Genomic DNA, 23,011 nt, shown 5'->3' with positions numbered 1-23,011 from the left:
CCAGGGGGGGAATATTAATTTCACCCCAAAAATTGGCTGATGGCTCTTGGGTCATCAGCCTTTTTGCGTTACAATAATCGGCTCGATTTTTGTTTGCTTGGTGGAAAATCCATCAAATTAAAATAAAGAAAAGAATCAAACGCTTACCAATATTTTTCAAATTTAAAAATATTGGTAAGCGTTTCAATACCACTGAAAATTGCAGCATTTGTAAAAAGTGGTGGCCATATCGGCCTGCGTAATTCCTTCTGAGCCCGTTCTGCAGGCGGGCTCGGTTTACTTTCCGAGGACTCCAGATGGCATACTCATATACCGAAAAGAAACGGATCCGTAAGAATTTTGGTAAATTGCCTAGTGTTATGGATGCTCCGTACTTGCTCGCGATTCAAGTCGACTCGTACAGAACATTTTTACAAGATGGCAAATCACCAAAAAACCGCGAAGATATCGGTCTGCAAGCCGCGTTTCGTTCAGTTTTTCCTATAGAAAGTTATTCTGGCAATGCTGCTTTAGAATTTGTTGAGTATAGTCTTGGTAAGCCTGAGTTTGATGTACGCGAATGTATTCTTCGTGGCTCAACTTATGCAGCACCAATGCGCGTAAAAATTCGTTTGATCTTAAAAGATCGCGAAACTAAATCAATTAAAGATGTGCGCGAGCAAGAAGTGTACATGGGTGAAATGCCACTCATGACCGATAACGGTACATTCGTTATTAATGGTACTGAGCGTGTAATCGTATCTCAATTACACCGTTCACCGGGCGTATTCTTTGACCACGATAAAGGCAAAACCCACTCTAGTGGTAAAGTGCTTTATTCTGCGCGTATTATTCCTTACCGTGGTTCATGGTTAGACTTTGAATTTGACGCAAAAGACCTTGTATTTGTTCGTATTGACCGTCGTCGTAAATTACTTGCGACAGTGGTTCTTCGTGCTTTGGGTTATAACAATGCGCAAATCTTAGACTTGTTCTATGAAAAAGTGCCTGTGTATCTAGACATGGGTAGCTACCAGATTGACCTTGTTCCAGAACGCTTACGTGGCGAAATGGCACAATTTGACATCGTAGATAATGATGGCAAAACCATTGTTGAGCAAGGCAAGCGTATCAACGCGCGTCATGTGCGTCAAATGGAAGCTGCTGGCCTAGAAAAGCTTTCTGTGCCTGATGAGTACTTGTACGAGCGTATTACTGCAGAAGACATTCCACTTAAAGATGGTGATGTGATTGCAGCTAATACCTTGTTAAGTCATGAAATTATGGTGAAATTGGCTGAAGGTGGTGTTAAACAATTTAACATTCTATTCACCAATGACATCGACCGTGGTTCATTCGTTGCAGATACTTTACGTGCAGACACCACGACAGGTCGTGAAGAAGCATTGGTAGAAATCTACAAAGTAATGCGTCCAGGCGAGCCACCAACGAAAGAAGCGGCTGAAAACTTATTCAATAACTTGTTCTTCTCTTCAGAACGTTATGACCTCTCTCCAGTGGGTCGTATGAAGTTCAACCGTCGTTTGGGTCGTCCTTACGAAGTGGGTACGGATCAGAAGTCTCGTGAAGTTGAAGGCATTTTGTCGAACGAAGATATCACTGATGTACTCAAAACATTGGTTGAAATCCGTAACGGTAAAGGTGAAGTCGACGATATCGACCACTTGGGTAACCGTCGCGTGCGTTCAGTCGGCGAAATGACTGAAAACCAATTCCGTGTTGGTCTAGTTCGTGTAGAACGTGCTGTTAAAGAGCGTTTAAGCCAAGCTGAAACAGATAACTTGTCTCCGCAAGATTTGATCAATGCGAAACCAGTGGCTGCTGCAATCAAAGAATTCTTTGGTTCAAGCCAATTATCTCAGTTCATGGACCAAAACAACCCATTGTCTGAGATTACGCACAAACGTCGTGTATCGGCGCTTGGTCCTGGTGGTTTGACACGTGAACGTGCGGGCTTTGAAGTACGTGACGTACATCAAACTCACTACGGTCGTGTATGTCCAATTGAAACGCCTGAAGGTCCAAACATTGGTTTGATCAACTCGCTTTCTGTTTATGCGAAATGTAACAATTTCGGTTTCTTAGAAACTCCATACCGTAAAGTGGTTGATGGTCGTGTAACGGATGAAGTTGAGTATTTATCTGCCATTGAAGAAGTAGGTACTGTGATTGCACAGGCCGATTCTGGCGTAGATAAAGACGGTAACTTAACAGAAGAATTTGTTTCTGTACGTCACCAAGGTGATTTCGTACGTATGCCGCCTGAAAAAGTGACGCATATGGACGTTTCTGCACAGCAGGTTGTTTCTGTTGCTGCATCACTAATTCCATTCCTTGAACACGATGACGCCAACCGTGCATTGATGGGTTCAAACATGCAGCGTCAAGCTGTGCCTACATTGATTGCTGACAAACCGCTTGTAGGTACAGGCATGGAAGCAAATGTAGCGCATGACTCTGGTGTGTGTGTGATTGCGGGTCGTGGTGGTCGTATCGAGTTTGTCGATGCTTCACGTGTCGTGATTCGTGTCAACGAAGACGAAATGGTTGCAGGCGAGGCAGGTGTAGATATCTATAACCTGATCAAATATACACGTTCGAACCAAAACACTTGTATTAACCAAAAAGTTCTTGTGAAACTTGGTGATAAAGTCGGTCGTGGCGATGTATTGGCTGACGGTCCATCAACAGATGGCGGTGAGCTTGCACTCGGTCAAAACATGCGCGTTGCGTTCATGACGTGGAATGGTTACAACTATGAAGACTCGATCTTACTTTCAGAGCGCGTACTTCAAGAAGACCGTTTAACGTCAATTCACATTCAAGAATTGTCGTGTGTTGCTCGTGATACGAAATTGGGTGCGGAAGAGATCACAGCGGATATCCCGAATGTGGGTGAAGCTGCACTGTCTAAGCTTGATGAATCAGGTATCGTATATATCGGTGCTGAAGTGACTGCTGGTGATATCCTTGTAGGTAAAGTAACGCCTAAAGGTGAAACGCAGTTAACACCAGAAGAAAAATTGCTTCGTGCAATCTTCGGTGAAAAAGCAGCTGACGTAAAAGACTCATCTTTACGTGTTCCATCAGGTACCAAAGGTACAGTGATTGACGTTCAAGTGTTTACACGTGACGGTCTTGAGAAAGACGAACGTGCGCAAGCAATTGAAAAAGCTCAGCTTGATTCATATCGTAAAGACTTGAAAGAAGAATACAAAATCTTCGAAGAAGCAGCACGTGAACGTATTGTTCGTTTGTTGACAGGTCAAGAGTCTAACGGTGGTGGTACAACTAAGCGTGGCGATAAACTTTCTGCAGACGTATTGTCTGGTTTAGAGTTGGTTGATTTACTTGAAATCCAACCGACTGATGAAGCTATTGCAGAGCGTTTAACTCAAATTCAAGTGTTCTTGAAAGAGAAGAGCTTTGAAATTGATGAGAAGTTTGCAGAGAAAAAACGCAAACTTTCTACAGGTGATGAATTAACAACAGGTGTATTGAAAGTTGTTAAGGTTTACTTGGCTGTTAAACGTCGCATCCAACCGGGTGATAAGATGGCAGGTCGTCACGGTAACAAGGGTGTTGTTTCTAACATCTTACCTGTTGAAGACATGCCGCACGATGCCAATGGTGTTCCAGTCGACATCGTATTGAACCCACTGGGTGTACCGTCACGTATGAACGTGGGTCAGATTCTAGAGACTCACTTAGGTATGGCAGCGAAAGGTCTTGGCGAAGAAATCGACAAGATGTTAAAAGCGCAACGTACTGTACTTGAGCTTCGTGGATTCTTAGACAAGATTTATAACAAAGTTGGTGGCGAGCAAGAAGATCTTGATAGCTTAACTGATGATGAAATTTTGGTGCTTTCGGGTAACTTACGTACGGGTGTTCCACTTGCAACGCCAGTATTCGATGGTGCTGAAGAATCACAAATTAAAGACTTGTTAGAGCTTGCGAACATTTCACGTACTGGTCAAACAGTATTGTATGATGGTCGTACAGGTGAACAGTTTGACCGTCCTGTAACTGTAGGTTACATGTACATGTTGAAACTGAACCACTTGGTAGACGACAAGATGCACGCGCGTTCTACTGGTTCTTACTCATTAGTAACTCAACAGCCGCTTGGTGGTAAAGCACAATTCGGTGGTCAGCGTTTCGGTGAGATGGAAGTCTGGGCGCTTGAAGCATATGGCGCAGCTTACACGCTTCAAGAAATGCTTACTGTTAAGTCGGATGACGTTGAAGGTCGTACCCGTATCTATAAGAACATTGTAGATGGTAACCATTATATGGACCCAGGTATGCCTGAATCGTTCAACGTATTGACCAAAGAGATCCGTTCTTTAGGTATCAACATTGAACTGAAAAATGGTGACTAAGTTTCTCCATTGAATCTCCCCAACCTCTCTTGTTCAAAGAGAGACTTCCTCGAAAGGGAAGCGGGGAGATTTCTCAGTTAAAAAACAATATTTGTGACCCAGTTGTGTAGTGAAAGTCTCCACAACACACGGAGAAAAAAATTGAAAGACTTGCTCGATATCATGCGCAAAAAGACGGATTCAGACGGTCATGCTCCAGTTGAGTTTGATCGCATCCGTATTGGTCTTGCGTCACCAGAAATGATTAAGTCATGGTCTCATGGTGAAGTTAAAAAGCCTGAAACCATTAACTATCGTACGTTCAAACCAGAACGTGATGGTTTATTCTGTGCCAAAATTTTTGGTCCAGTCAAAGATTACGAATGCTTGTGTGGTAAATACAAGCGTATGAAATACAAAGGCGTCATTTGTGAAAAATGTGGCGTTGAAGTAACAACTGCGAAAGTTCGTCGTGAGCGTATGGGTCACATCGAGCTGGCTTCTCCAGTTGCACATATTTGGTTCTTAAAATCACTTCCGAGCCGTATCGGTCTATTATTAGACATGACTTTACGTGATATCGAACGTGTATTGTATTTCGAATCTTACGTAGTAACTGACCCAGGTATGACTCCATTTGAGAAATACCAACTTTTAAACGATGAAGAATACTTCAACGCTTTAGAAGAACACGGTGATGAATTCACTGCGAAAATGGGTGCAGAAGCTGTTCAAGACTTGTTGAAAGACATCGATCTTGAAAACGAAATTTCACGTTTACGTGAAGAAATTCCAAACACAACGTCTGAGACGAAGCTTAAAAAAGCGTCTAAGCGTTTGAAGTTGATGGAAGCGTTTAAAGAGTCAAACAACAAGCCAGAATGGATGGTGATGAATGTACTTCCAGTACTTCCACCAGATCTTCGTCCGTTAGTACCACTTGAAGGTGGTCGTTTCGCGACTTCTGATTTGAACGACCTTTACCGTCGTGTGATCAACCGTAACAACCGTTTAAAGCGTCTTCTTGACCTTGCAGCGCCAGACATTATCGTACGTAATGAAAAACGTATGTTACAAGAGTCTGTCGATGCATTGTTAGACAACGGTCGTCGTGGTCGTGCAATCACGGGTTCGAACAAGCGTCCATTGAAATCTTTGGCTGACATGATCAAAGGTAAACAAGGCCGTTTCCGTCAAAACTTACTTGGTAAGCGTGTTGACTATTCAGGTCGTTCGGTAATTACTGTAGGTCCTACTTTACGTTTGCACCAATGTGGTCTTCCGAAGAAAATGGCACTTGAATTATTCAAGCCATTCATTTTCGCAAAACTACAAGCATCTGGCCAAGCAACAACCATCAAAGCTGCGAAGAAAATGGTTGAGCGCGAAACGCCAGAAGTTTGGGACGTTCTTGCTCACGTGATTCGTCAACACCCTGTGATGTTGAACCGTGCGCCTACACTTCACCGTTTGGGTCTTCAAGCATTTGAACCGATTCTGATTGAAGGTAAAGCGATCCGTCTTCACCCGCTCGTTTGTGCTGCGTTTAACGCCGACTTCGACGGTGACCAAATGGCGGTACACGTACCATTAACACTTGAAGCGCAGTTAGAAGCGCGTGCGTTAATGATGTCGACCAACAACATCTTGTCTCCAGCGAACGGTGAGCCAATCATCGTACCGTCTCAGGACGTTGTCTTAGGCTTGTATTACATCACTCGTGATGCGATCAATGCCAAAGGTGAAGGCATGGTGTTTGCAGATACTCACGAAGTTAACCGTGCACTTGCAACAGGTCAGGTAAATTTACACGCTCGCGTAAAAGCACGTGTACACCAGACTGTGATTGACGAAAATGGTAACCGTGAACAACAAACCATTGTTGTGGATACAACACCAGGTCGCTGCTTACTTTGGGAAGTTGTGCCAGAAGGTATGGATTTCCAACAAATCAACGTTGAGATGACCAAGAAAAACATCTCTAAATTGATTAACTCTTGCTACCGTAAATTAGGTCTTAAAGATACAGTGATCTTTGCTGACCAATTGATGTACTTAGGTTTCCGTCAAGCGACACGTTCAGGCGTATCGGTCGGTATGGAAGACATGGTGATTCCACCTGCGAAGTACTCAATTATTGAAAAAGCGGAAGTTGAAGTTCGTGAAATTGAGCAACAGTTCGAACAAGGTTTCGTAACTGCGGGCGAACGTTATAACAAAGTTGTCGATATTTGGGCTCGTACCAACGACCAAGTAGCGAAAGCGATGATGGACAACTTGTCTTTTACCACTGTTAAAAACAAACAGGGTGAAGATGAGAAGCAAAAATCATTCAACTCGATCTATATGATGTCTGACTCAGGTGCCCGTGGTTCGGCAGCTCAGATTCGTCAGTTAGCGGGTATGCGTGGTTTGATGGCGAAACCAGATGGTTCGATCATTGAAACTCCAATTAAAGCGAACTTCCGTGAAGGTTTGACCGTACTTCAGTACTTCATTTCAACACACGGTGCACGTAAAGGTTTGGCTGATACAGCACTGAAAACAGCAAACTCTGGTTACTTGACACGTCGTCTTGTAGACGTAGCGCAAGACTTGGTTATTACTGAGCCTGACTGTGGTACTTTGGGCGGTCTTGTAATGACTCCGTTCATTCAAGGCGGTGACGTAATCGAGAACTTAGGTACTCGAGTACTGGGCCGTGTTGTTGCTGAAGATGTGAAGAAAGCCGGTTCTGACGACGTTATCCTGCCACGTAACACTTTGATTGATGAGAAACTTGCAAACTTCCTAGAAGAGCAAGGTGTCGATGAAGTTAAAGTACGTTCAGTGGTTGCGTGTGAATCTACATTCGGCGTATGTGCGAAATGTTATGGTCGTGACCTTGCACGTGGTCATCAGGTGAACCCTGGTGAGTCTGTGGGTGTTATGGCTGCACAATCGATTGGTGAGCCAGGTACACAGTTAACAATGCGTACCTTCCACGTAGGTGGTGCTGCAAGCCGAACGTCTGCTGCAAACAGCGTACAAGTACGTAACAAAGGTACTGTACGTTTCCACAATGTGAAAACAGTACAACATGCCAAAGGACACTTGGTATCGACTTCTCGTTCAGGCGAAATCGGTATTGCGGATGATTTAGGTCGTGAGCGTGAGCGTTATAAACTGCCATACGGTGCGTCTATCTTGTTGAAAGATGGCGAAGCTGTAGAAGCTGGCGGTATTGTGGCGACTTGGGATCCGCACACCCACCCACTTGTAACAGAAGTTGCAGGTAAAGTACGTTTCAGCCAAATCGCTGATGGCGTAACTGTTACCTCTAAAACTGATGATGCAACGGGTATGACGACGATTGAAATCTTACCTGTGACTGCACGTCCTGCGTCTGGTAAAGATTTACGTCCTGCGGTTGTTCTTGATACGACTGATGGTGGTGAGCAGTTCTACTTCCTACCACAAAACACGATTCTTTCTGTCCGTGATGGCGAAACAATTGGTGTGGGTGACGTTATTGGTCGTGTACCACAAGAAACTTCACGTACGCGTGACATTACCGGTGGTCTACCGCGTGTAGCTGACTTGTTCGAAGCACGTAAACCGAAAGAGCATGCGATTCTTGCTGAAATTTCAGGTGTTGTAAGCTTTGGTAAAGAGACTAAAGGTAAGAACCGTTTAGTGATTACTCCAGATGATGGTTCTGAGATTTATGAAGAACTGATTCCAAAATGGCGTACCATGAACGTGTTCGAAGGCGAACATGTGAACCGTGGTGAGACTGTTTCTGACGGTCCACAGAACCCACATGACATCTTACGCTTGAAAGGCGAAGTTGCGCTGACCAACTACATCGTGAACGAAGTTCAAGACGTATACCGTTTGCAAGGTGTAAAAATCAATGACAAGCACATTGAAGTGATCGTACGTCAAATGTTGCGTAAAGTTGATATCACTGATGGCGGTGATACAAGCTTCATCAAAGGCGAACAAGTGGATTACATCCGCGTGATGCAAGAGAACCAAGCTGTTCTTGCGCAAAACAAGTTCCCTGCGAAGTTTGAACGTCAATTGATGGGTATTACTAAAGCATCGCTTTCTACTGACTCGTTCATCTCTGCTGCATCGTTCCAGGAAACCACTCGTGTGTTAACTGAAGCGGCTGTAACTGGTAAAGAAGATGATTTACGTGGCTTGAAAGAGAACGTAGTTGTAGGTCGTTTGATTCCTGCAGGTACTGGTCTTGCGTATCACTTAGAACGTCGTCGTCAAGAAGCTGAAGCTGCAGAGCATGAGCTTGTAAATGACTTCTCTGATGTGGATCAAGCATTAAGCCAAGCATTTAGCGATGAGTTTAACGGTCTGTAATTAGCCCTTTAAATGAATAAAAAGCCACCTTCGGGTGGCTTTTTTATATACTGATGATAATTAAGACTATACATATTAGAAATGGTATTTCAAATTAGACAGATCGTAATTGTTTTACTGACAGTTATGTTCCTTCCAGCTTTGCTTATGATGTTTTTAGCTCCACAGCCTGAAATGCACTGGCAACATACGGTATGGCACTTCATCACACAAGAACTAAATATTAAGACGGGTATTTCTGGGCCATTTCCCTTTTATACCGTAGCGCTTACTGCTTATTTTTCTGTATTTAGTACAATCTGGGCAGCGGTTTTATTCTGGATGATTTGGCAAGAAGAGCGTGAAAATATTCCCCGTATTGCGAAATTTAAGTTTTGGGATGGCTTAATTATAGGAATATTGTTCATTGGGCTGATTTATTTTAGCTTTTCGATGATGCAATGGCATTTTTCTAAACACGATATGACTGTGGGATTAGGTCGGAGTAGTTACCTGTTTCAGAATTTATATCAATATAAACTAGGCATTGTTTTCGGTGAGTTATTTTTTAGTTTTTTATTGATATTTAGTCAGTTAGCAATCTTCATATCAGGCTATGGGGCGTATGATTTTATGAGAGAACAATTAAGATATGGCCAGTAAAATCACTGCGCGGATTAAAATCTAAGCTTTTGGAGTTAATGTGAAAGAAAGTTTATATAAATCCAATGTAGAAAAATGAAATGCGTTTAAATCGGCTATGGATCATTGATTAGGGCACTTTATAACAGGTAAAGATGCTGTCAAAGTCAAAATTTCACCAAACCCATTTCGTTGATTTAGCCACCTTCAGGTGGCTTTTTTTTTGTCCTTTTGTTACAAAAGAGGATTTAAGCTTTTATAAATTTCACATTTTTCCTATATTAAAAATATAAGTAACCTGAGTTCGACGAAATCTGCTTAGCCTTTTAGCATATTTTGGAAAGTTGGCTTATTGGGATTCAAACAATAAGCCACTACAGCAGCCATGATATTCACCATGAAGTTATTTACCGAACGATGACGTGAATGTTCAAGTTGATGTAAATTTTTTAATTGATCATTCACGGTTTCGATCAATCCTCTTCTGCAAAGTAATTGTTTTTCTTCTTCAGTTTGGATGGGTTTATTTTTCATATTCCGACGTGATGGGGTCAATATTTTCAGTCCTCTTGCTGCTAAAGCTTCGGCTTTTGCTTTGCTCAAATAGCCTTTGTCTCCGAGTAGGATTCCTTTTAATTCTTGAGTTAAAGATTCTAATATAGCAACATCATGAACATTTCCCGATGTCAGTTTGAAATTAATAATTTCACCTAAATTATTGATAACGACATGTAATTTAAAACCATAAAACCAACCCGTACTACTTTTTCCACGGCCGGCCAAGCCTTTAAATACACGATGCCTTTTAATCCGAAGATTATGGCAAACTACCAATTTAGTGGAGTCAATGATACTGATTCCCGTATCTTTTCCTTTCACCTGGTGGAAGAAACTACTCAGAGCTTGCAAACAACGGGGCATGATTTCAATAAATCGGTTGTAGCTAAGCAGTTTAGTAAAAGCAGATTTCCAGAATGGAACGATCATTTGGCAATAAAAATATTTGAAGAATCTAAAACCGGATTGATGAAATAAAATGACAATGGTCATTGCTTCAGACAAGCTCAAGGCTGACTTTTTCAGCTTGGATTTTTGATCAGAAATTAAAGCTTTTTCTAAAGATTCATTAAATGTTTTGCAGAAATCGTCCAAAATACAAAATAATTCGGTAATATGATCCATCGAGAAGCCTTGTTTTATAACATTTTGTATTGAGAACCAATATGTTATAAATTCAGGGCTTTTTTTCTACTCTTTTTTATATCGAACTCAGGTTAAGTACACAAATCTCCTTACTTCACTAACGATTAAAAAATAGAGGTGGTTCCACATGAAATTGATATCAAAACTATTGGGCTTAAGCATCTTCGCATTTGTGAGCCAAACGATGGCAGCGCCGATGCCGAATACCATCACCGTGGAGGATAAAGCGGTTGTACCGATTGTCAAAACACAGATTATTCGCAGTGTCGCAGGTCAAGACCCTGTGCGGACGACCGAAGCGATTATTTTTGAAGTGAAAAATGGTGGTAAAGATATTGTGGCGCGTGAAGTGGTTCTCGAAGAAAATGCCAGCCAATTTTCAGATAAAAAAATGTCTGCACCGATTGTGCAAAAAGGTAGCGTGATTGTTCCGACATCCAAAGTTGAAGTGAAATCGACCTTGAGTCAAGGTGGTGTAGTCCTTGCAGAAGGTAAGCAAGTTGATGCACAAGGGGTTGAGTTTAAGAAAGGGCAGGAACCTGTACGTAAGGAGCTGAAACTAGATCAAGTGAAAGATCCGAACAGTAAAGAAAGTGTGACACGTGCGGTGCTCCAAGAAAATGGCACCACCACCAAAGATGTGGTTGTGGTGAAAGAGCCTGAATAAGCTTGAGTTGAATACGGTATGAGGCCCTCTAAGGAGGGCTTCTTACTTACAAATTTTCAGCAATAGCACCTGTAACCGTAACATTTCACGGGTTTTAAGTTCATACTGATCTTTTATGCTGTAAGAAATAGCCAATAAGGACAAATCTCATGAAAAAGTATATGAGCATTATTGCAGTGGCATCTCTTTCGACGATGCTATTGGCAGGTTGTGAAAATATGAGCGCTTCTGAGCAACGTATTGGGACAGCGGCTTTAGGCGGTGCAGTAGGTGGTGCTGCGGGGAATAGCCTCGGTGGCGGTGTAGGTGCAGCCGTTGGTGGTGGTGCTGGTGCGGCTGTGGGCAGTAAAGCTCAAGGTGGCTCAAACCGTAATGCAACCTACAGTGGTGTTGGCGGTGCGATTGGTTCAGCAGTGGGTAAAAGCGTGTTTGGTGGTAATACCGGCGCAGCCATTGGTGGTGCCATCGGCGGTGGTGCAGGCGCTGCAATTGAAGAACGTAAATAATGTTTTAAGTTCAGATTTTCAAAAAGCACTTCATGAAAGTGCTTTTTTTATAGCTGTGCCGGTTTAGGTTTTTTACGACGGATATATAAAGTCTTTTCCACTTCGGCAATTCGAATGCCAGCTTCATCATAAATATTTAAGGTATAAATACGATGTACGGGGGCATAGTTGTCGGCCAGTTGTTTCACGGTCGCGATTTCTTGGGCATCGAGGTGAAAGTCTGCATAGACTGTACTGCGCCCTGGGCTGAGAAATTGGATAGAGGCTGCTTTGTCCCAAACAATATACTTATTACCTAAGTGGTGCATCAGCAGGGTCATATAAAAAGGGTCGACCATCGCATATAAGCTCCCGCCAAAATGTACGCCGACAATATTTCGGTTTTGTCGAGTGAGGGGCATTTTGACGCGAATATGGTAGTGTTTAAGGTCAAATTTTTCAATTTGAATCCCTGCACCTTTAAAGGGGGCAAAATGATTGAGAAAGTATTTCGCGACAATCGGCTGTGTCACAAGTTTTTTTAAAATGCTCATTTCGGTCAATGGTATCTGATGAACTTCTATCCATACTAGAGAAGATGAGATCAATTGGCATTGATCGTTTTGCCAGTAAAGTATAAAAAACAGTCAATAACAATAAGGGGCTGAATATGGAGCAGCAAAGTTACTGGGTACAAACTACAGATCAGCAAAGACTTTATGTGAAAACATGGGGCAATGCGAACAATCCTGTGCTGGTCTTGGTGCATGGCTATCCAGATAATCAAGAGGTCTGGGAGCCTGTGATTGGGCATCTGGTGCAAGATTATTATATTGTGACCTATGACGTTCGCGGTGCAGGGATGTCGAGTGTGCCGCGTTGTACACGGGCCTATGCCTTGCCTCAGCTATCGCTAGATTTGGAAAGTGTGGTGAATAGTGTGATCCCACAGCGTAGCTTTCATCTGGTTGCGCATGACTGGGGGTCGATTCAGTCATGGGAGTCTGCGACTGAGCCAAAATTTAGAGAGCGTATGCTGTCATTTACCACTATTTCAGGCCCATGCTTAGACCATGCCGCATTTTGGATGCGTGAACAGTTCATACAACATAAGCCTCAATTTTTTAAGCAGTTAACGAAGTCTTGGTACATTGCGGCCTTTCAGTTGCCTTTTTTGGCACCGACCGTATGGCAGTTTTTTAGTCCTGAGCATTGGGGCAAAGTTTTATCGCGTTTAGAAGGACGCTCAGACTTACCGCTGAATCATCACATTGCTGCCGATGGTAAGCACGGGGTTGCGCTCTACCGCGCGAACTTTATCCCACGCCTGACGAAACCTCGGGAACGCTTTGCAATTTGTCCCGTACTAGCGATTGTGTTGGAGCAAGATCAGTTTGTGAGTCCAGCGTTAATCGATGAAATGCCGAAGTGGGTCGAGGATTTTAAACGGGTGAATGTAAATGCCAACCACTGGGCAATCTTGAGCCAGCCTGAGGTAATTGCTAAAGAAATCAAAAGGTTTGTTCAAAACTGGCGTTGTGTTGAAGCCAGCTGAAATGATCTGTGAAAGAGAAAGGCGCTAGCGACCTGTAAGGGCAGAATTTTTTGGTTATTTTCTGATAAAATGCGCCTTTCTTCCAAGTCACTCTTTTCACTATGTTCGCAATTCTTGCCGCTATTGGGGTCATGTTTGGACTTTCATTAGCTCGTGTGCCTGTAGTATTTGCATTAATTATTGGTGCTGTCACAGGTGGTTTATTGGCTGGTTTAGGGCTACACGGTACCCTCGAAGCATTTAACAATGGACTTGGGGGCGGCGCAAAAATTGCGTTGGCTTACGGGGTTTTAGGTGCATTTGCTTTGGCTTTGGCACGCTCAGGTTTACCTGACTTGTTGGCTTATAAGCTTATTAAAACATTGAAAGGTTCGAGCAATGAAAAGGCACAAAATCGGGTTAAATATCTGATTTTTATAACCGTCGCGTTAGCAGCCATTTGTTCACAAAACGTCATTCCTGTGCATATTGCGTTTATTCCAGTCCTGATTCCTCCTTTATTAAGTGTGTTTAACCATCTTCAGTTAGATCGTCGACTAATTGCTTGTGTTCTAACCTTTGGCTTGGTTGCCACTTATATGCTGGTACCATTTGGATTTGGTGCGATTTTCCTGAATGACATCTTAGGTCAAAATATTAATACTTTCGGGCAACCCTACGGCTTTAAAATCAATTATGCCGATATCCCTTCAGCAATGGCCATTCCTGTTTTTGGCATGTTTGTTGGTTTATTGGTTGCTGTATTCTTTAGTTACCGTAAGAAACGTGTATACGAAGAAGTACATGTGGAACCAGTGCAGCAAAGTATTTCTTCTGAACTTGATATCACGGGTGAGAAGTCTAAGCCTGAAATTTCAAAGTTTACGTTATCTATGGCTCTCATTGCGGTAGTTGCTACGCTTTGGGTACAAATTGCATCAGATTCCATGATTTTAGCTGGTCTGGTTGGTGTTGCGATTTTGAGCTGTGCAGGCATTTTTAAATGGAAAGAAGCAGATGATGTGATTATTAGCGGTATGCGAATGATGGCATTAGTTGGTTTCATTATGATTGCAGCACAAGGTTTTGCATCTGTTATTTCTGCGACCAATCAAGTGCCAGCATTGGTAGAAGCATCAGTGCAATGGATTGGTTCTAGCCAAGGACTCGCTGCATTTTGGATGCTATTGATTGGCTTACTGATTACTTTAGGCATTGGTTCTTCGTTCTCTACCATTCCAATTTTAGCAATTATTTATGTGCCTTTGTGTATCCAGTTTGGTTTCAGTCCAGCGGCAACCATTGCGATTATTGGTACGGCTGCGGCACTCGGTGATGCGGGTTCTCCAGCTTCTGACTCCACTTTGGGACCGACTTCGGGTTTGAATATGGATGGTCAGCATGATCACATGAAAGACAGTGTGATCCCGACCTTTATTCACTTTAATATTCCGCTCATGATTTTCGGTTGGATTGCTGCCATGGTGTTGTAATTTAACCCCCCAAATTATTATAAAAAGGCGATTTTAAAATCGCCTTTTTTATTATTTATTCAGATTAAAATAATCGGGTTTATAATGTTAATTCGGATTAAAAAGGTTGGAATTAAAATATATTTATTTTGCTTGTATATTATTAATTTAAAACCAACTAAAATGATCTATTTAATATTTAAATTAATTTAAAACAATAGCTTAAAAATAGCATTTAAAATACATTATTATTATAATTGCATATTAATTACACTCTTGTTTATGATGAGTTAATGTTGATTTTTATATTAATTATTTTACAAACAGAGGTTATTTGAAATGTTGAAGCAAATTGCTCTAATTACATTAATGGGTCTTTCTGCATCTGCTGCAATGGCAGGTCAATGGCAAGTCAAAGTCGGTGGATCTGCAGTTGCACCAACGCAGGACACGAAAATTGCGAATGGTACATTAACGGTTGAAGCAGATAGCGAACTTGCGTTTACGCCATCGGTTGAATATTTCTTTAATGACAATATTTCTGCAGAGTTACTGCTAGCAACGCCAATTAGCCACGATATACTCATTAATGGTGCAGAAGCAGTAAAAATTAAACATTTACCGCCAACATTAACTGCAAAATATAACTTTAAAAACTCAACAGGTTTCACGCCTTATATTGGTGTCGGTGCAACAGCTTTTATTGCATGGGATGAGGAGGGTGTGAAAAGCGTAAAAGAAGATTTTGGTTATGCTGCGCAAATTGGTTTTAACTTCCAACCTGCCGATGCGAAAAACTGGGGCGTGTTTGCAGATGTCCGTTATGCAGACTTAAATCCAGAAGTAAATGTAGATGGTACAACGAAGTTTAAATTAGATATCGATCCAGTGATCTATACCCTCGGTTATAGCTACAAATTTTAATAATCAAAAGTAGCTTTTTAAGAACCTCATTAATGATGGGGTTTTTTTATGCAAAGACTAAAGTTGAATAGTGGTCAACGCTGAAATAAATCACGATGATTCAGTATTAAAAGAAAATCGTCTATAGAATGGATAGAAACAGAATAAGAGAGTGATAAAAATGAAATCTATGCTCGGAATTGGTTTAGTCTGTGGTTTGGCGTGGAGCATGCATGCTCAAGCGGCAAGTTTTAATTGTGATAAAGCGAAAACGACGACGGAGCACGCGATCTGTGAACATCGCCAAATCAACGATGCTGATGTGAAAATGGCCACGACCTATACCATTTTAAAACGTCTTGTTCCGATGGGGACACGTGGCATGATTCAGGATGAGCAAGTGAAGTGGTTGAGCCTCCGTGACCGCTGTGGTGCTTCACAAAGTTGCCTTATGGATGTGTATAAAATGCGCCAACAGCAGTTAGAACTACAGCTAGATCGTATTTACCGTCAGGGCCCATTTTAAAAAAAGCAAAAAAACTTGCGATTGCTATTGAAAAACGTATCGCTCACTCCAATTCATTAAGCATTCTCTATAAGACTTAATACATTAAGGAGCGATTGATGAGCGAGCAAAACGCACATAAACATAGTTTCCAAGCTGAAGTGGCTCAGCTATTACATTTAGTGACGCACTCACTGTATTCAAATCCTGACATTTTCCTACGTGAATTGATCTCAAATGCATCCGATGCCTGCGATAAATTGCGTTTTGAAGGCATTAATCATCCTGAATATTATGAAAATGACCCAGACTTACATGTGCGCGTCAGCTTTGATGAAGCCAATCAAACACTAACTATTTCAGATAATGGGATTGGTTTAACTGAACAAGAAGCGATTGATCACTTAGGGACGATTGCTAAGTCTGGAACCAAGGACTTTATGTCTAAGCTCACAGGTGACCAGAAATCAGATGCACAACTGATTGGTCAGTTTGGTGTCGGTTTCTACTCAGGCTTTATTGTGGCTGACAAAATTACCGTAGAATCACGCCGTGCAGGTGTGGGTGCTGATCAGGCAGTACGTTGGGTCAGTGCGGGCACTGGCGAGTTCGAAGTCGAGCAGATCCACAAAGACAGCCGTGGTACCGATATTATTTTACATTTGCGTGAAGATGCGTTGGACTATTTACAGTCGCATAAAGTGAAGCAAATTATCAATAAATACTCAGATCACATTAGTCTGCCGATTGAGATGCAAAAAGAGGTTTGGCAGCAAGAAGAAGCGGTCGAAGGTGAAGAGCCAAAACCAGGTCAGTATGTGAAAACGGGTGAGTGGGAAGCGATTAATTCAGCCAGCGCTCTGTGGACACGTAATAAAAATGAAGTGACCGAAGAGCAGTACGTCGAGTTCTATAAGAATCTCAGCCATGACTTTGAAGCCCCACTGGCATGGGCGCATAACCGTGTTGAAGGCAGTACCGAATATACGCAGTTGTTGTATGTACCGTGTAAAGCTGCTGCGAATATCTTTACCCGTGAAGCCAAAGCAGGAATTAAGCTCTATGTAAAACGGGTCTTCATTATGGATGACGCGGATAATTTGATTCCAAACTATTTACGCTTTGTTCAAGGGGTGGTCGATAGTGCCGATTTACCATTAAACGTCAGTCGTGAGTTGTTACAAGAAAGCCGTGATGTGAAAACCATTCGTGAAGGGAATGCACGCCGTGTATTGACCATGCTGGATGCTTTAGCCAAATCGGAAGATGAAAATGATCAAGAGAAGTTCAAAATCTTCTACCGTGAATTTGGTTCAGTGTTGAAAGAAGGTTTGGGCGAAGACTTGGGTAACCGTGAGCGTATTTTAAAACTTTTACGCTTCTCAACTTCAAACAATGATGCGGTGAGCACTTCTTTGCAGGACTATAAAGCGCGTATGCCTGATGGGCAAAAAGCGATTTACTATGTGACTGCAGACAGTCTCAATGCTGCGAAGAACTCGCCACAACTTGAGTTATTTAAGAAAAAAGGCATTGAAGTCTTACTCATGGCAGACCGTGTCGATGAATGGGCAATGGAATTTGTCCATGAGTTTGATGGCACACCAATGCAGAACGTGGCGAAAGGTGCAGTCGATTTAGGTGATTTACAAGATGCCGAAGAGAAGAAGGCACTTGAGGCAGCTGCAGAGCAGTTTAAACCTGTGGTTGAAAAACTGTCTGACTCATTGAAAGCCAAGACCAAAGAAGTACGGGTGACCACACGTTTGGTCGATTCACCTGCATGCTTGGTGACAGGTGAGGGAGAGCTTTCACCACAATTGATTCGTATGCTGCAACAAGCGGGTCAGGCTGTACCTGAAAGCAAGCCAATTTTGGAAATTAACCCAGAGCATCCATTGGTGAGAAAATTAGAAAATTCGGCACAGTTTGATGACTTGGCCAATGTAATTTTTGACCAAGCGGTGATTGCTGAAGGCGGCTTACCTGATGATCCTGCCGAATATATCAAACGCATTAACAGCTTATTGCTTCAATAAACCATGATATTTTTAAAAAAAGCCTATCTCTAAAATAGGCTTTTTTTATTTCATCTAATTGGATGAAGAACCTTAATGTCTTTTGAACGCATTGATTAAATAGGCGAAAAAGAACCTGATGTGGATATCCGTGGATAAGTGAAAACTTATCCACAGTTCAGCCTAAAGATTCACCACGGCTTTAAAATAAAGCCTCAAAACGCACCAAGGCACTGACGTAATGACTACGGTCTTCACGGTGATCGTTAAAATAATTTAAATCACCTTGGATATAAAACCACTCTCTTAAGAACGGTTGACGCCACGAGACAAAAGGCCCCCAACGGTTCAAACGCAGGTCGTCGTCGTTGTAGAAACCACCAGTGTAAATGCCGTAGTTAAAACGATTGCCATGAAAGAATTGGTGTTGTCTAAAGCTATAGTTATCCCAGAGCAGATCATCATCCTGATCGTCTGCATAGGTCAGACTGAACTGATTGGATAAAAATGGCTGATTGGGTCGTGCATGCGTCAGCTCTAGGTTGGTACGTAAGTAATTTTCACTGTCGATACCATAACGGTAAATCTGTTCAGCATAAGCACGAAAATCATTGTCGAGTTTCCACTCTTTCGATAACTCGATCCGCGCATAGATATCATCCCCTGAACGGACCCCCAAGTCGAAATCAGTTTCAAAAGGCAGACGATCTGACAGTTGCGACCATCTTAAAGCCAGTGAGCTATTGGCATCACGGGTTTGGCGGCGGTCAAATGTTTTATCGTTATTCGCACTGGGTGGATTTTCATTGGTAATCGCGACATTGTTTTGTAGTTCGTTATCTAAAGAATCATCCCCAAACACGACACTGAGCTTATGTTCTAAGGTTGGAAGTTTGACTCGACCTCGAATACGTGGTTTTACATCGTATTCATCATGTTTATTCCAGCGGTTATCAACCAAGACACGTAATGTGGCTGTAGCTGGTTTTTTAGGATCGGTTTCACCAAACCAATTGTCCATTTTGGCGGCTGTTCGGTCTGCCCAGTTTCGAACTTCTTTTTGCTGGCGGTCGACCCAGGTGCGCTCTTCAGTGAGGTCAGTCGTGGGCACAATCAGCTCGTCCGATTCTTCAGGTAGAACGGTTGGAAGTGAGTCAATCCACTGTGGAATTTGATATAAAAGTCCACTACCTTTGGGGGGCGATGCGATTTGGTCAATTTCAGCCACGTCGTGAGGTGGCACAAAATGTTGTGTGCTGTTGGTATTGCTTTCCGCCCAAGCCACGTTGACGTATGTACCTAAACTTAGGCAGAAAAATAAAGAGATGGATCCCACATGTTGAGTTCTTAGCATGCTTTCGTACTTTATTGTTCTTCGATGTTTTAGTGTTGTAAATTTCACATAAGAACACAAGTAGAAAATACAAAACTCTACAACTCGCTGCCCAGTTGTTTTTGAATAGAATCAAATAATTGAAACACAGTGATAGGTTCAGGCAAAGTAGAAATCGTATTTTGAATCAGTTGCCAACTGATGCCGTGCTGTCGGTCTAAGACCAAGCACGGATACGCGATCTCGGTACGTGAGAGTTCAACCCGCTTTTGACCATGAATTACTCGAATTTTTTGTCGTTCTTTTAACACTAAAATGGGCGTATTTGCGTCCGCGGAGCTTTCTTCAAACTGGATGAATTTACGGCTATTGAGTAGATCGGCCAGAATAAATGGATGATAGTCTTCAATATGCCATACCAGTTTGGCCTGTTGGGTATACAGCTGAAAAATCGAAAATGCATCATGCATATGACCCTGTAGCTGGTCCCATTCAATTTCGCGGATGGCTGCGACTTGATGCTGACAACTCTGGGCAAATTGTTGGCTCAGGCGAATGGCTTCCGTGGGACTGTCAGCACCGAATAGAGCCAAATACTTAATAAACTCTCCGTGCTGCTGGGTCTGTTCTGCCAAATAGATGGGATAGTCCAACCAGTGATCGAGTTGGTCGCTGTGGATCAGAAAATCGATATTTTGACCGATCTCGGTGTGCCCTGAAATGTCGAGGCCATAGAGCTTAGGATCTAAATTTGGTTGATGCAGCGTGCACAATTTCGCTTGATATTGCCCCAAATGAATCTGTGTGGGCAGTATGGGTTGCGCAGCAGTAGCTGATGCTTCTGAATTTTCTGTATGGCTATCCTGCAAAACAGGGCATGGTGCTGTCACCTCGCTTTCAAGTGGATCTTGCTGTTGAAATTCAGATGAAATGTCTGTATCTGGTGGTTCAGCCAAGATCGATCGCCTTTGGATAAAATCCTGAATGGCAAGCGTTGAAATAGACGCACTTGGCTTGAGGTCAAATCGAATGGGTGCAGCGGCCTCAATGATAAATTCTTCCTGAGGGGGACATAGCCCATCACTTAAAAGAGGCTGATTGCTGAGAATCAAATGATTTTCTGCTAATACTTCAGGTTGAAGATCTAAATCTTTTTGTACGATATCGACCTGATTTTCAGGTTCCTTATCTTGTTTGATACTTAGTTTAATAGGATTGATTGAGACGACATCTTCTACAGCGTCTTGTTTAAAAGACCTGAGTTTGGATTCTTCAATTTGAGTTGCATTTAGGTTGCTGTCGAATGTAGGTTGTATTTCCGTATTGAAATGAAGCGCTGCTTCAGCCTTAGATAAAAGCAGACTAGACTCAGGACGGACTTCGGGGAAGTCTGACTCAGACTCTTGGATTCGTTCAGCCGATGTATCATCTGTAGCAATGCTTAAAAGCTCAATACCCGTGAAAACAAAAGCGTCAGTAAACACATTGTCCTGTGCATGCCCTATGTCAGTTTTTTTATGGGATATGGTTGTAACGGGCGGGATAAACTGGTCTCGTGCAACTTCTGCAACTTCTGCAACTTCTGCAACTTCTGCAACTTCTGCAACTTCTGCAACTTCTGCAACTTCTGCAACTTCTGCAACTTCTGCAACTTCTGCAACTTCTGCAACTTCTGCAACTTCTGCAACTTCTGCAACTTCTATGGATGTTTCAGATGTTGTGAGAAAAGGTACGTTCTCGGGTTGTTGAGTACTTTGTGCATGGCTCAAAAACCCTTGGTAAGCGTGCTCAAACTTTATGTGCCATGGGCTGCTATGCACTGTAGCTGGGGTGTTTTGAAAAACAATTTGCCAACCTAAACCTGATTTATATAAAACACCCCATGCGAAAGCCGCCTGCTGTTTTAAGGCATCAGTTAAAGAAGACTCATATTGAAATAGTCCAATATAGGCATGTTGATAGGGGCTTTGTTGTATCCAGCGTTCAGCCGCAGCTTGAGGCTGAGTCAGCGCCTTATAGGCTTCGAGTTGTTTTTGGAAAATGGGTTCATCACAGAGTGCAAAAATTTCGCGAATGCGTTTTTTCGAGCGCGCAATTTCAAAAAAAGACAGAGGTTGATGCTCCAAACCATCAATCAATTGATGCAGTTCTTTGATCAGCAGTGCTTTTTCGATTGCTTTCATGCGCTGAACTCTAAAGTTGCTTTTGTGCTTGTTCCAAGTAGCTTGCCAAAACCATATTAATGGCCAGTTCAAGTAATTTATATTCGGCTGAAGTCGGCTGCGTATACTGCTGTGCAAACGCAATCAATTGATCAAGGTCAATGGCTTGGGGCGTAATACGGCCTTGGATCAGGGCTTGTAAATTTTGCATAGGCATGTGCTATTGAGTGCATTTAATTTATTGGTTTTGGAGTTCAGTCTTCTTGTTTGATCATAATTAGAAAAGAATAAATAGGCAAAAATTATTCTGCTCTTGATACGAGAAAAGGGTGGTGAAAAATGTAGATAATTTCGATCTCAGCACAGATTGAATTAAATATTTTTGCCCTAGAGGGTTCATAGCGGAAATTTTTTGTCAGTTCTTTGCAATTTTGGGCAAAAAAAATAGGCAATCAACATTGCCTATTTTTGACCAAGTCAGCGCAAATTACGCTTCTTGATGTGGTGCAGCCGCAGGAGCATCAGCCGTTGCCGTTTGAGTATCTGCTGGTTTTTTTACAGGAAAATCTGGAACAAAAACAACTTGTGCAGAAACAGTTGCAGAAAGAGCCATTACAGCGACAGCCAAAGCATATTTAACAGCGTTCATGATATTTCCTCTAAAAAGGAGGTCTCACTAAGGAGACTGGGAGTTTTAAAAAGATAAATTTCGCATGAATAATATCAAAAAATGATCGATTTAAGCGCTGGTTTAGGCCATTAAAAGATGAATGGCGAGTTCATTTATTGTTAAAAAACAATTAATTAGAATAAATACTCTAGTCTGGTATAGAGTTTTTACTCCAGTGCTAAGCTGTTTAAATTTAAAGTGAAAATTTAGATTTTCAAGTTTGAAATGAAGCTTGAAAGTAGGACTTTTTTGTCTGAAATGAGACCTGAAAAAGGACTTGGAGTTACATGATTAATTGTTTAAATATTCATCATTTTGAAGTCTTTTGATTGTGCATACTGTGTAAGTTTTTGCTGTGGAATGTTTAAGTTATCTATTTTTGATTAAAAATTCACCTAAGATGAACAGGCAAAAACAACAATAGCTGAGGACAAACAGATGGCCATTGCAAAAGTGGTAGAAGTCAATTCAAGCAGTGCGAAAAGTTTTGAAGATGCGATTCAGACAGGGATCGCAAAAGTCACTGAGACGGTGAAGAATGTTCAAGGTGCTTGGATCAATGAACAAAAAGTGGTGATTAAGGACAACCAAATTGTAGAATATCGGGTCAATCTTAAAATTAGTTTCTTGGTCGATTAAACATAAATCCATTTTTTTTAACCTATAAAAAAATCCCCGCAGGCCGGGGATTTTCTCATCTATAGATAGGGCT

17 protein-coding genes are annotated in these 23,011 nt (G+C 42.0%); 11 read left to right on the top strand and 6 right to left on the bottom strand.

Annotated elements, in window-relative coordinates; genetic code table 11:
• Nucleotides 1–296 precede the first annotated feature (296 nt).
• From rpoB to AC4MC0_RS15795, 3 genes are all read left to right on the top strand, one after another.
• The gene (gene rpoB / locus AC4MC0_RS15805; RefSeq protein ID WP_078425779.1) at nt 297–4,385 is read left to right on the top strand and encodes a DNA-directed RNA polymerase subunit beta; all 4,089 of its coding nucleotides are present in this window, start codon (nt 297–299) and stop codon (nt 4,383–4,385) included.
• A gap of 141 nt (nt 4,386–4,526) precedes the next feature.
• Nucleotides 4,527–8,726 (top strand): DNA-directed RNA polymerase subunit beta', encoded by a 4,200-nt coding sequence (rpoC, locus tag AC4MC0_RS15800; RefSeq protein ID WP_010325734.1) that lies wholly within the window; start codon nt 4,527–4,529, stop codon nt 8,724–8,726.
• 81 nt (nt 8,727–8,807) lie between these two features.
• Nucleotides 8,808–9,368, top strand: coding sequence for a hypothetical protein (locus tag AC4MC0_RS15795; RefSeq protein WP_491887148.1), 561 nt, complete (start codon nt 8,808–8,810; stop codon nt 9,366–9,368).
• A gap of 297 nt (nt 9,369–9,665) precedes the next feature.
• Here AC4MC0_RS15795 and AC4MC0_RS15790 read toward each other — a convergent pair whose 3' ends face one another.
• On the bottom strand, nt 9,666–10,529 hold the full coding sequence (locus AC4MC0_RS15790) for an IS982 family transposase (protein ID WP_335998414.1): 864 nt from the start codon (nt 10,527–10,529) through the stop codon (nt 9,666–9,668).
• A 148-nt stretch (nt 10,530–10,677) separates the two neighbouring features.
• Here AC4MC0_RS15790 and AC4MC0_RS15785 point away from each other — a divergent pair, with 148 nt between their 5' ends.
• On the top strand, nt 10,678–11,217 hold the full coding sequence (locus AC4MC0_RS15785; RefSeq protein ID WP_335998413.1) for a hypothetical protein: 540 nt from the start codon (nt 10,678–10,680) through the stop codon (nt 11,215–11,217).
• A 149-nt stretch (nt 11,218–11,366) separates the two neighbouring features.
• Nucleotides 11,367–11,723: a DNA transfer protein p32 gene (locus AC4MC0_RS15780; RefSeq protein ID WP_058868762.1), complete on the top strand. Its 357-nt coding sequence runs from the start codon at nt 11,367–11,369 to the stop codon at nt 11,721–11,723.
• A gap of 47 nt (nt 11,724–11,770) precedes the next feature.
• Here the strand turns inward: AC4MC0_RS15780 and AC4MC0_RS15775 are convergent, their stop codons facing one another.
• Nucleotides 11,771–12,256 carry a DUF4442 domain-containing protein gene (locus AC4MC0_RS15775; protein ID WP_004978660.1) on the bottom strand — a complete coding sequence of 162 codons (486 nt, stop codon included), beginning with the start codon at nt 12,254–12,256 and terminating at the stop codon, nt 11,771–11,773.
• Between the two features lie 116 nt (nt 12,257–12,372).
• Between AC4MC0_RS15775 and AC4MC0_RS15770 the strand changes: the two genes are divergently transcribed.
• The 5 genes from AC4MC0_RS15770 to htpG all read left to right on the top strand — a co-directional run bounded on the left by AC4MC0_RS15770 (nt 12,373) and on the right by htpG (nt 18,155).
• Complete coding sequence (locus tag AC4MC0_RS15770) at nt 12,373–13,257, top strand: alpha/beta fold hydrolase (RefSeq protein ID WP_335998412.1); 885 nt, start codon at nt 12,373–12,375, stop codon at nt 13,255–13,257.
• Between the two features lie 101 nt (nt 13,258–13,358).
• Nucleotides 13,359–14,729 (top strand): Na+/H+ antiporter family protein, encoded by a 1,371-nt coding sequence (locus AC4MC0_RS15765; protein WP_004978663.1) that lies wholly within the window; start codon nt 13,359–13,361, stop codon nt 14,727–14,729.
• Nucleotides 14,730–15,047: 318 nt separating this feature from the next.
• Nucleotides 15,048–15,632, top strand: coding sequence for an OmpW/AlkL family protein (locus tag AC4MC0_RS15760; RefSeq protein ID WP_078425774.1), 585 nt, complete (start codon nt 15,048–15,050; stop codon nt 15,630–15,632).
• 160 nt (nt 15,633–15,792) lie between these two features.
• Nucleotides 15,793–16,137, top strand: coding sequence for a lysozyme inhibitor LprI family protein (locus tag AC4MC0_RS15755; RefSeq protein ID WP_259234692.1), 345 nt, complete (start codon nt 15,793–15,795; stop codon nt 16,135–16,137).
• A gap of 98 nt (nt 16,138–16,235) precedes the next feature.
• The gene (gene htpG / locus AC4MC0_RS15750; RefSeq protein WP_335998411.1) at nt 16,236–18,155 is read left to right on the top strand and encodes a molecular chaperone HtpG; all 1,920 of its coding nucleotides are present in this window, start codon (nt 16,236–16,238) and stop codon (nt 18,153–18,155) included.
• 181 nt (nt 18,156–18,336) lie between these two features.
• On the opposite strand, the gene AC4MC0_RS15745 is transcribed toward htpG, so the two are convergent.
• From AC4MC0_RS15745 to AC4MC0_RS15730, 4 genes are all read right to left on the bottom strand, one after another.
• Complete coding sequence (locus tag AC4MC0_RS15745) at nt 18,337–19,488, bottom strand: hypothetical protein (RefSeq protein ID WP_335998410.1); 1,152 nt, start codon at nt 19,486–19,488, stop codon at nt 18,337–18,339.
• Nucleotides 19,489–19,565: 77 nt separating this feature from the next.
• Nucleotides 19,566–21,650: a hypothetical protein gene (locus AC4MC0_RS15740; RefSeq protein ID WP_491887147.1), complete on the bottom strand. Its 2,085-nt coding sequence runs from the start codon at nt 21,648–21,650 to the stop codon at nt 19,566–19,568.
• Between the two features lie 10 nt (nt 21,651–21,660).
• Complete coding sequence (locus tag AC4MC0_RS15735; protein ID WP_017397192.1) at nt 21,661–21,840, bottom strand: hypothetical protein; 180 nt, start codon at nt 21,838–21,840, stop codon at nt 21,661–21,663.
• A gap of 276 nt (nt 21,841–22,116) precedes the next feature.
• Nucleotides 22,117–22,278: a hypothetical protein gene (locus tag AC4MC0_RS15730; protein ID WP_004692748.1), complete on the bottom strand. Its 162-nt coding sequence runs from the start codon at nt 22,276–22,278 to the stop codon at nt 22,117–22,119.
• Between the two features lie 459 nt (nt 22,279–22,737).
• Here AC4MC0_RS15730 and AC4MC0_RS15725 point away from each other — a divergent pair, with 459 nt between their 5' ends.
• Nucleotides 22,738–22,938, top strand: a complete 201-nt coding sequence (locus tag AC4MC0_RS15725; RefSeq protein ID WP_004978694.1) for a dodecin family protein — start codon at nt 22,738–22,740, stop codon at nt 22,936–22,938.
• The last annotated feature ends 73 nt before the right edge of the window (nt 22,939–23,011 follow it).

It is taken from the genome of Acinetobacter sp. CAU_H_S139_7 (assembly GCF_058599305.1).
This window is presented reverse-complemented; position numbering and strand designations above follow the sequence as displayed.

What these genes read in the sequence shown, in the direction of transcription:
- AC4MC0_RS15745 (WP_335998410.1), bottom strand. Translation starts at nt 19,488, where the DNA reads ATGCTAAGAACTCAACATGTGGGATCCATCTCTTTATTTTTCTGCCTA.
- AC4MC0_RS15795 (WP_491887148.1), top strand. Translation starts at nt 8,808, where the DNA reads ATGGTATTTCAAATTAGACAGATCGTAATTGTTTTACTGACAGTTATG.
- AC4MC0_RS15730 (WP_004692748.1), bottom strand. Translation starts at nt 22,278, where the DNA reads ATGAACGCTGTTAAATATGCTTTGGCTGTCGCTGTAATGGCTCTTTCT.
- AC4MC0_RS15780 (WP_058868762.1), top strand. Translation starts at nt 11,367, where the DNA reads ATGAAAAAGTATATGAGCATTATTGCAGTGGCATCTCTTTCGACGATG.
- AC4MC0_RS15725 (WP_004978694.1), top strand. Translation starts at nt 22,738, where the DNA reads ATGGCCATTGCAAAAGTGGTAGAAGTCAATTCAAGCAGTGCGAAAAGT.
- AC4MC0_RS15755 (WP_259234692.1), top strand. Translation starts at nt 15,793, where the DNA reads ATGAAATCTATGCTCGGAATTGGTTTAGTCTGTGGTTTGGCGTGGAGC.
- AC4MC0_RS15740 (WP_491887147.1), bottom strand. Translation starts at nt 21,650, where the DNA reads ATGAAAGCAATCGAAAAAGCACTGCTGATCAAAGAACTGCATCAATTG.
- AC4MC0_RS15790 (WP_335998414.1), bottom strand. Translation starts at nt 10,529, where the DNA reads ATGGATCATATTACCGAATTATTTTGTATTTTGGACGATTTCTGCAAA.
- AC4MC0_RS15760 (WP_078425774.1), top strand. Translation starts at nt 15,048, where the DNA reads ATGTTGAAGCAAATTGCTCTAATTACATTAATGGGTCTTTCTGCATCT.
- AC4MC0_RS15765 (WP_004978663.1), top strand. Translation starts at nt 13,359, where the DNA reads ATGTTCGCAATTCTTGCCGCTATTGGGGTCATGTTTGGACTTTCATTA.
- rpoB (WP_078425779.1), top strand. Translation starts at nt 297, where the DNA reads ATGGCATACTCATATACCGAAAAGAAACGGATCCGTAAGAATTTTGGT.
- AC4MC0_RS15770 (WP_335998412.1), top strand. Translation starts at nt 12,373, where the DNA reads ATGGAGCAGCAAAGTTACTGGGTACAAACTACAGATCAGCAAAGACTT.
- htpG (WP_335998411.1), top strand. Translation starts at nt 16,236, where the DNA reads ATGAGCGAGCAAAACGCACATAAACATAGTTTCCAAGCTGAAGTGGCT.
- AC4MC0_RS15735 (WP_017397192.1), bottom strand. Translation starts at nt 21,840, where the DNA reads ATGCAAAATTTACAAGCCCTGATCCAAGGCCGTATTACGCCCCAAGCC.
- AC4MC0_RS15775 (WP_004978660.1), bottom strand. Translation starts at nt 12,256, where the DNA reads ATGAGCATTTTAAAAAAACTTGTGACACAGCCGATTGTCGCGAAATAC.
- AC4MC0_RS15785 (WP_335998413.1), top strand. Translation starts at nt 10,678, where the DNA reads ATGAAATTGATATCAAAACTATTGGGCTTAAGCATCTTCGCATTTGTG.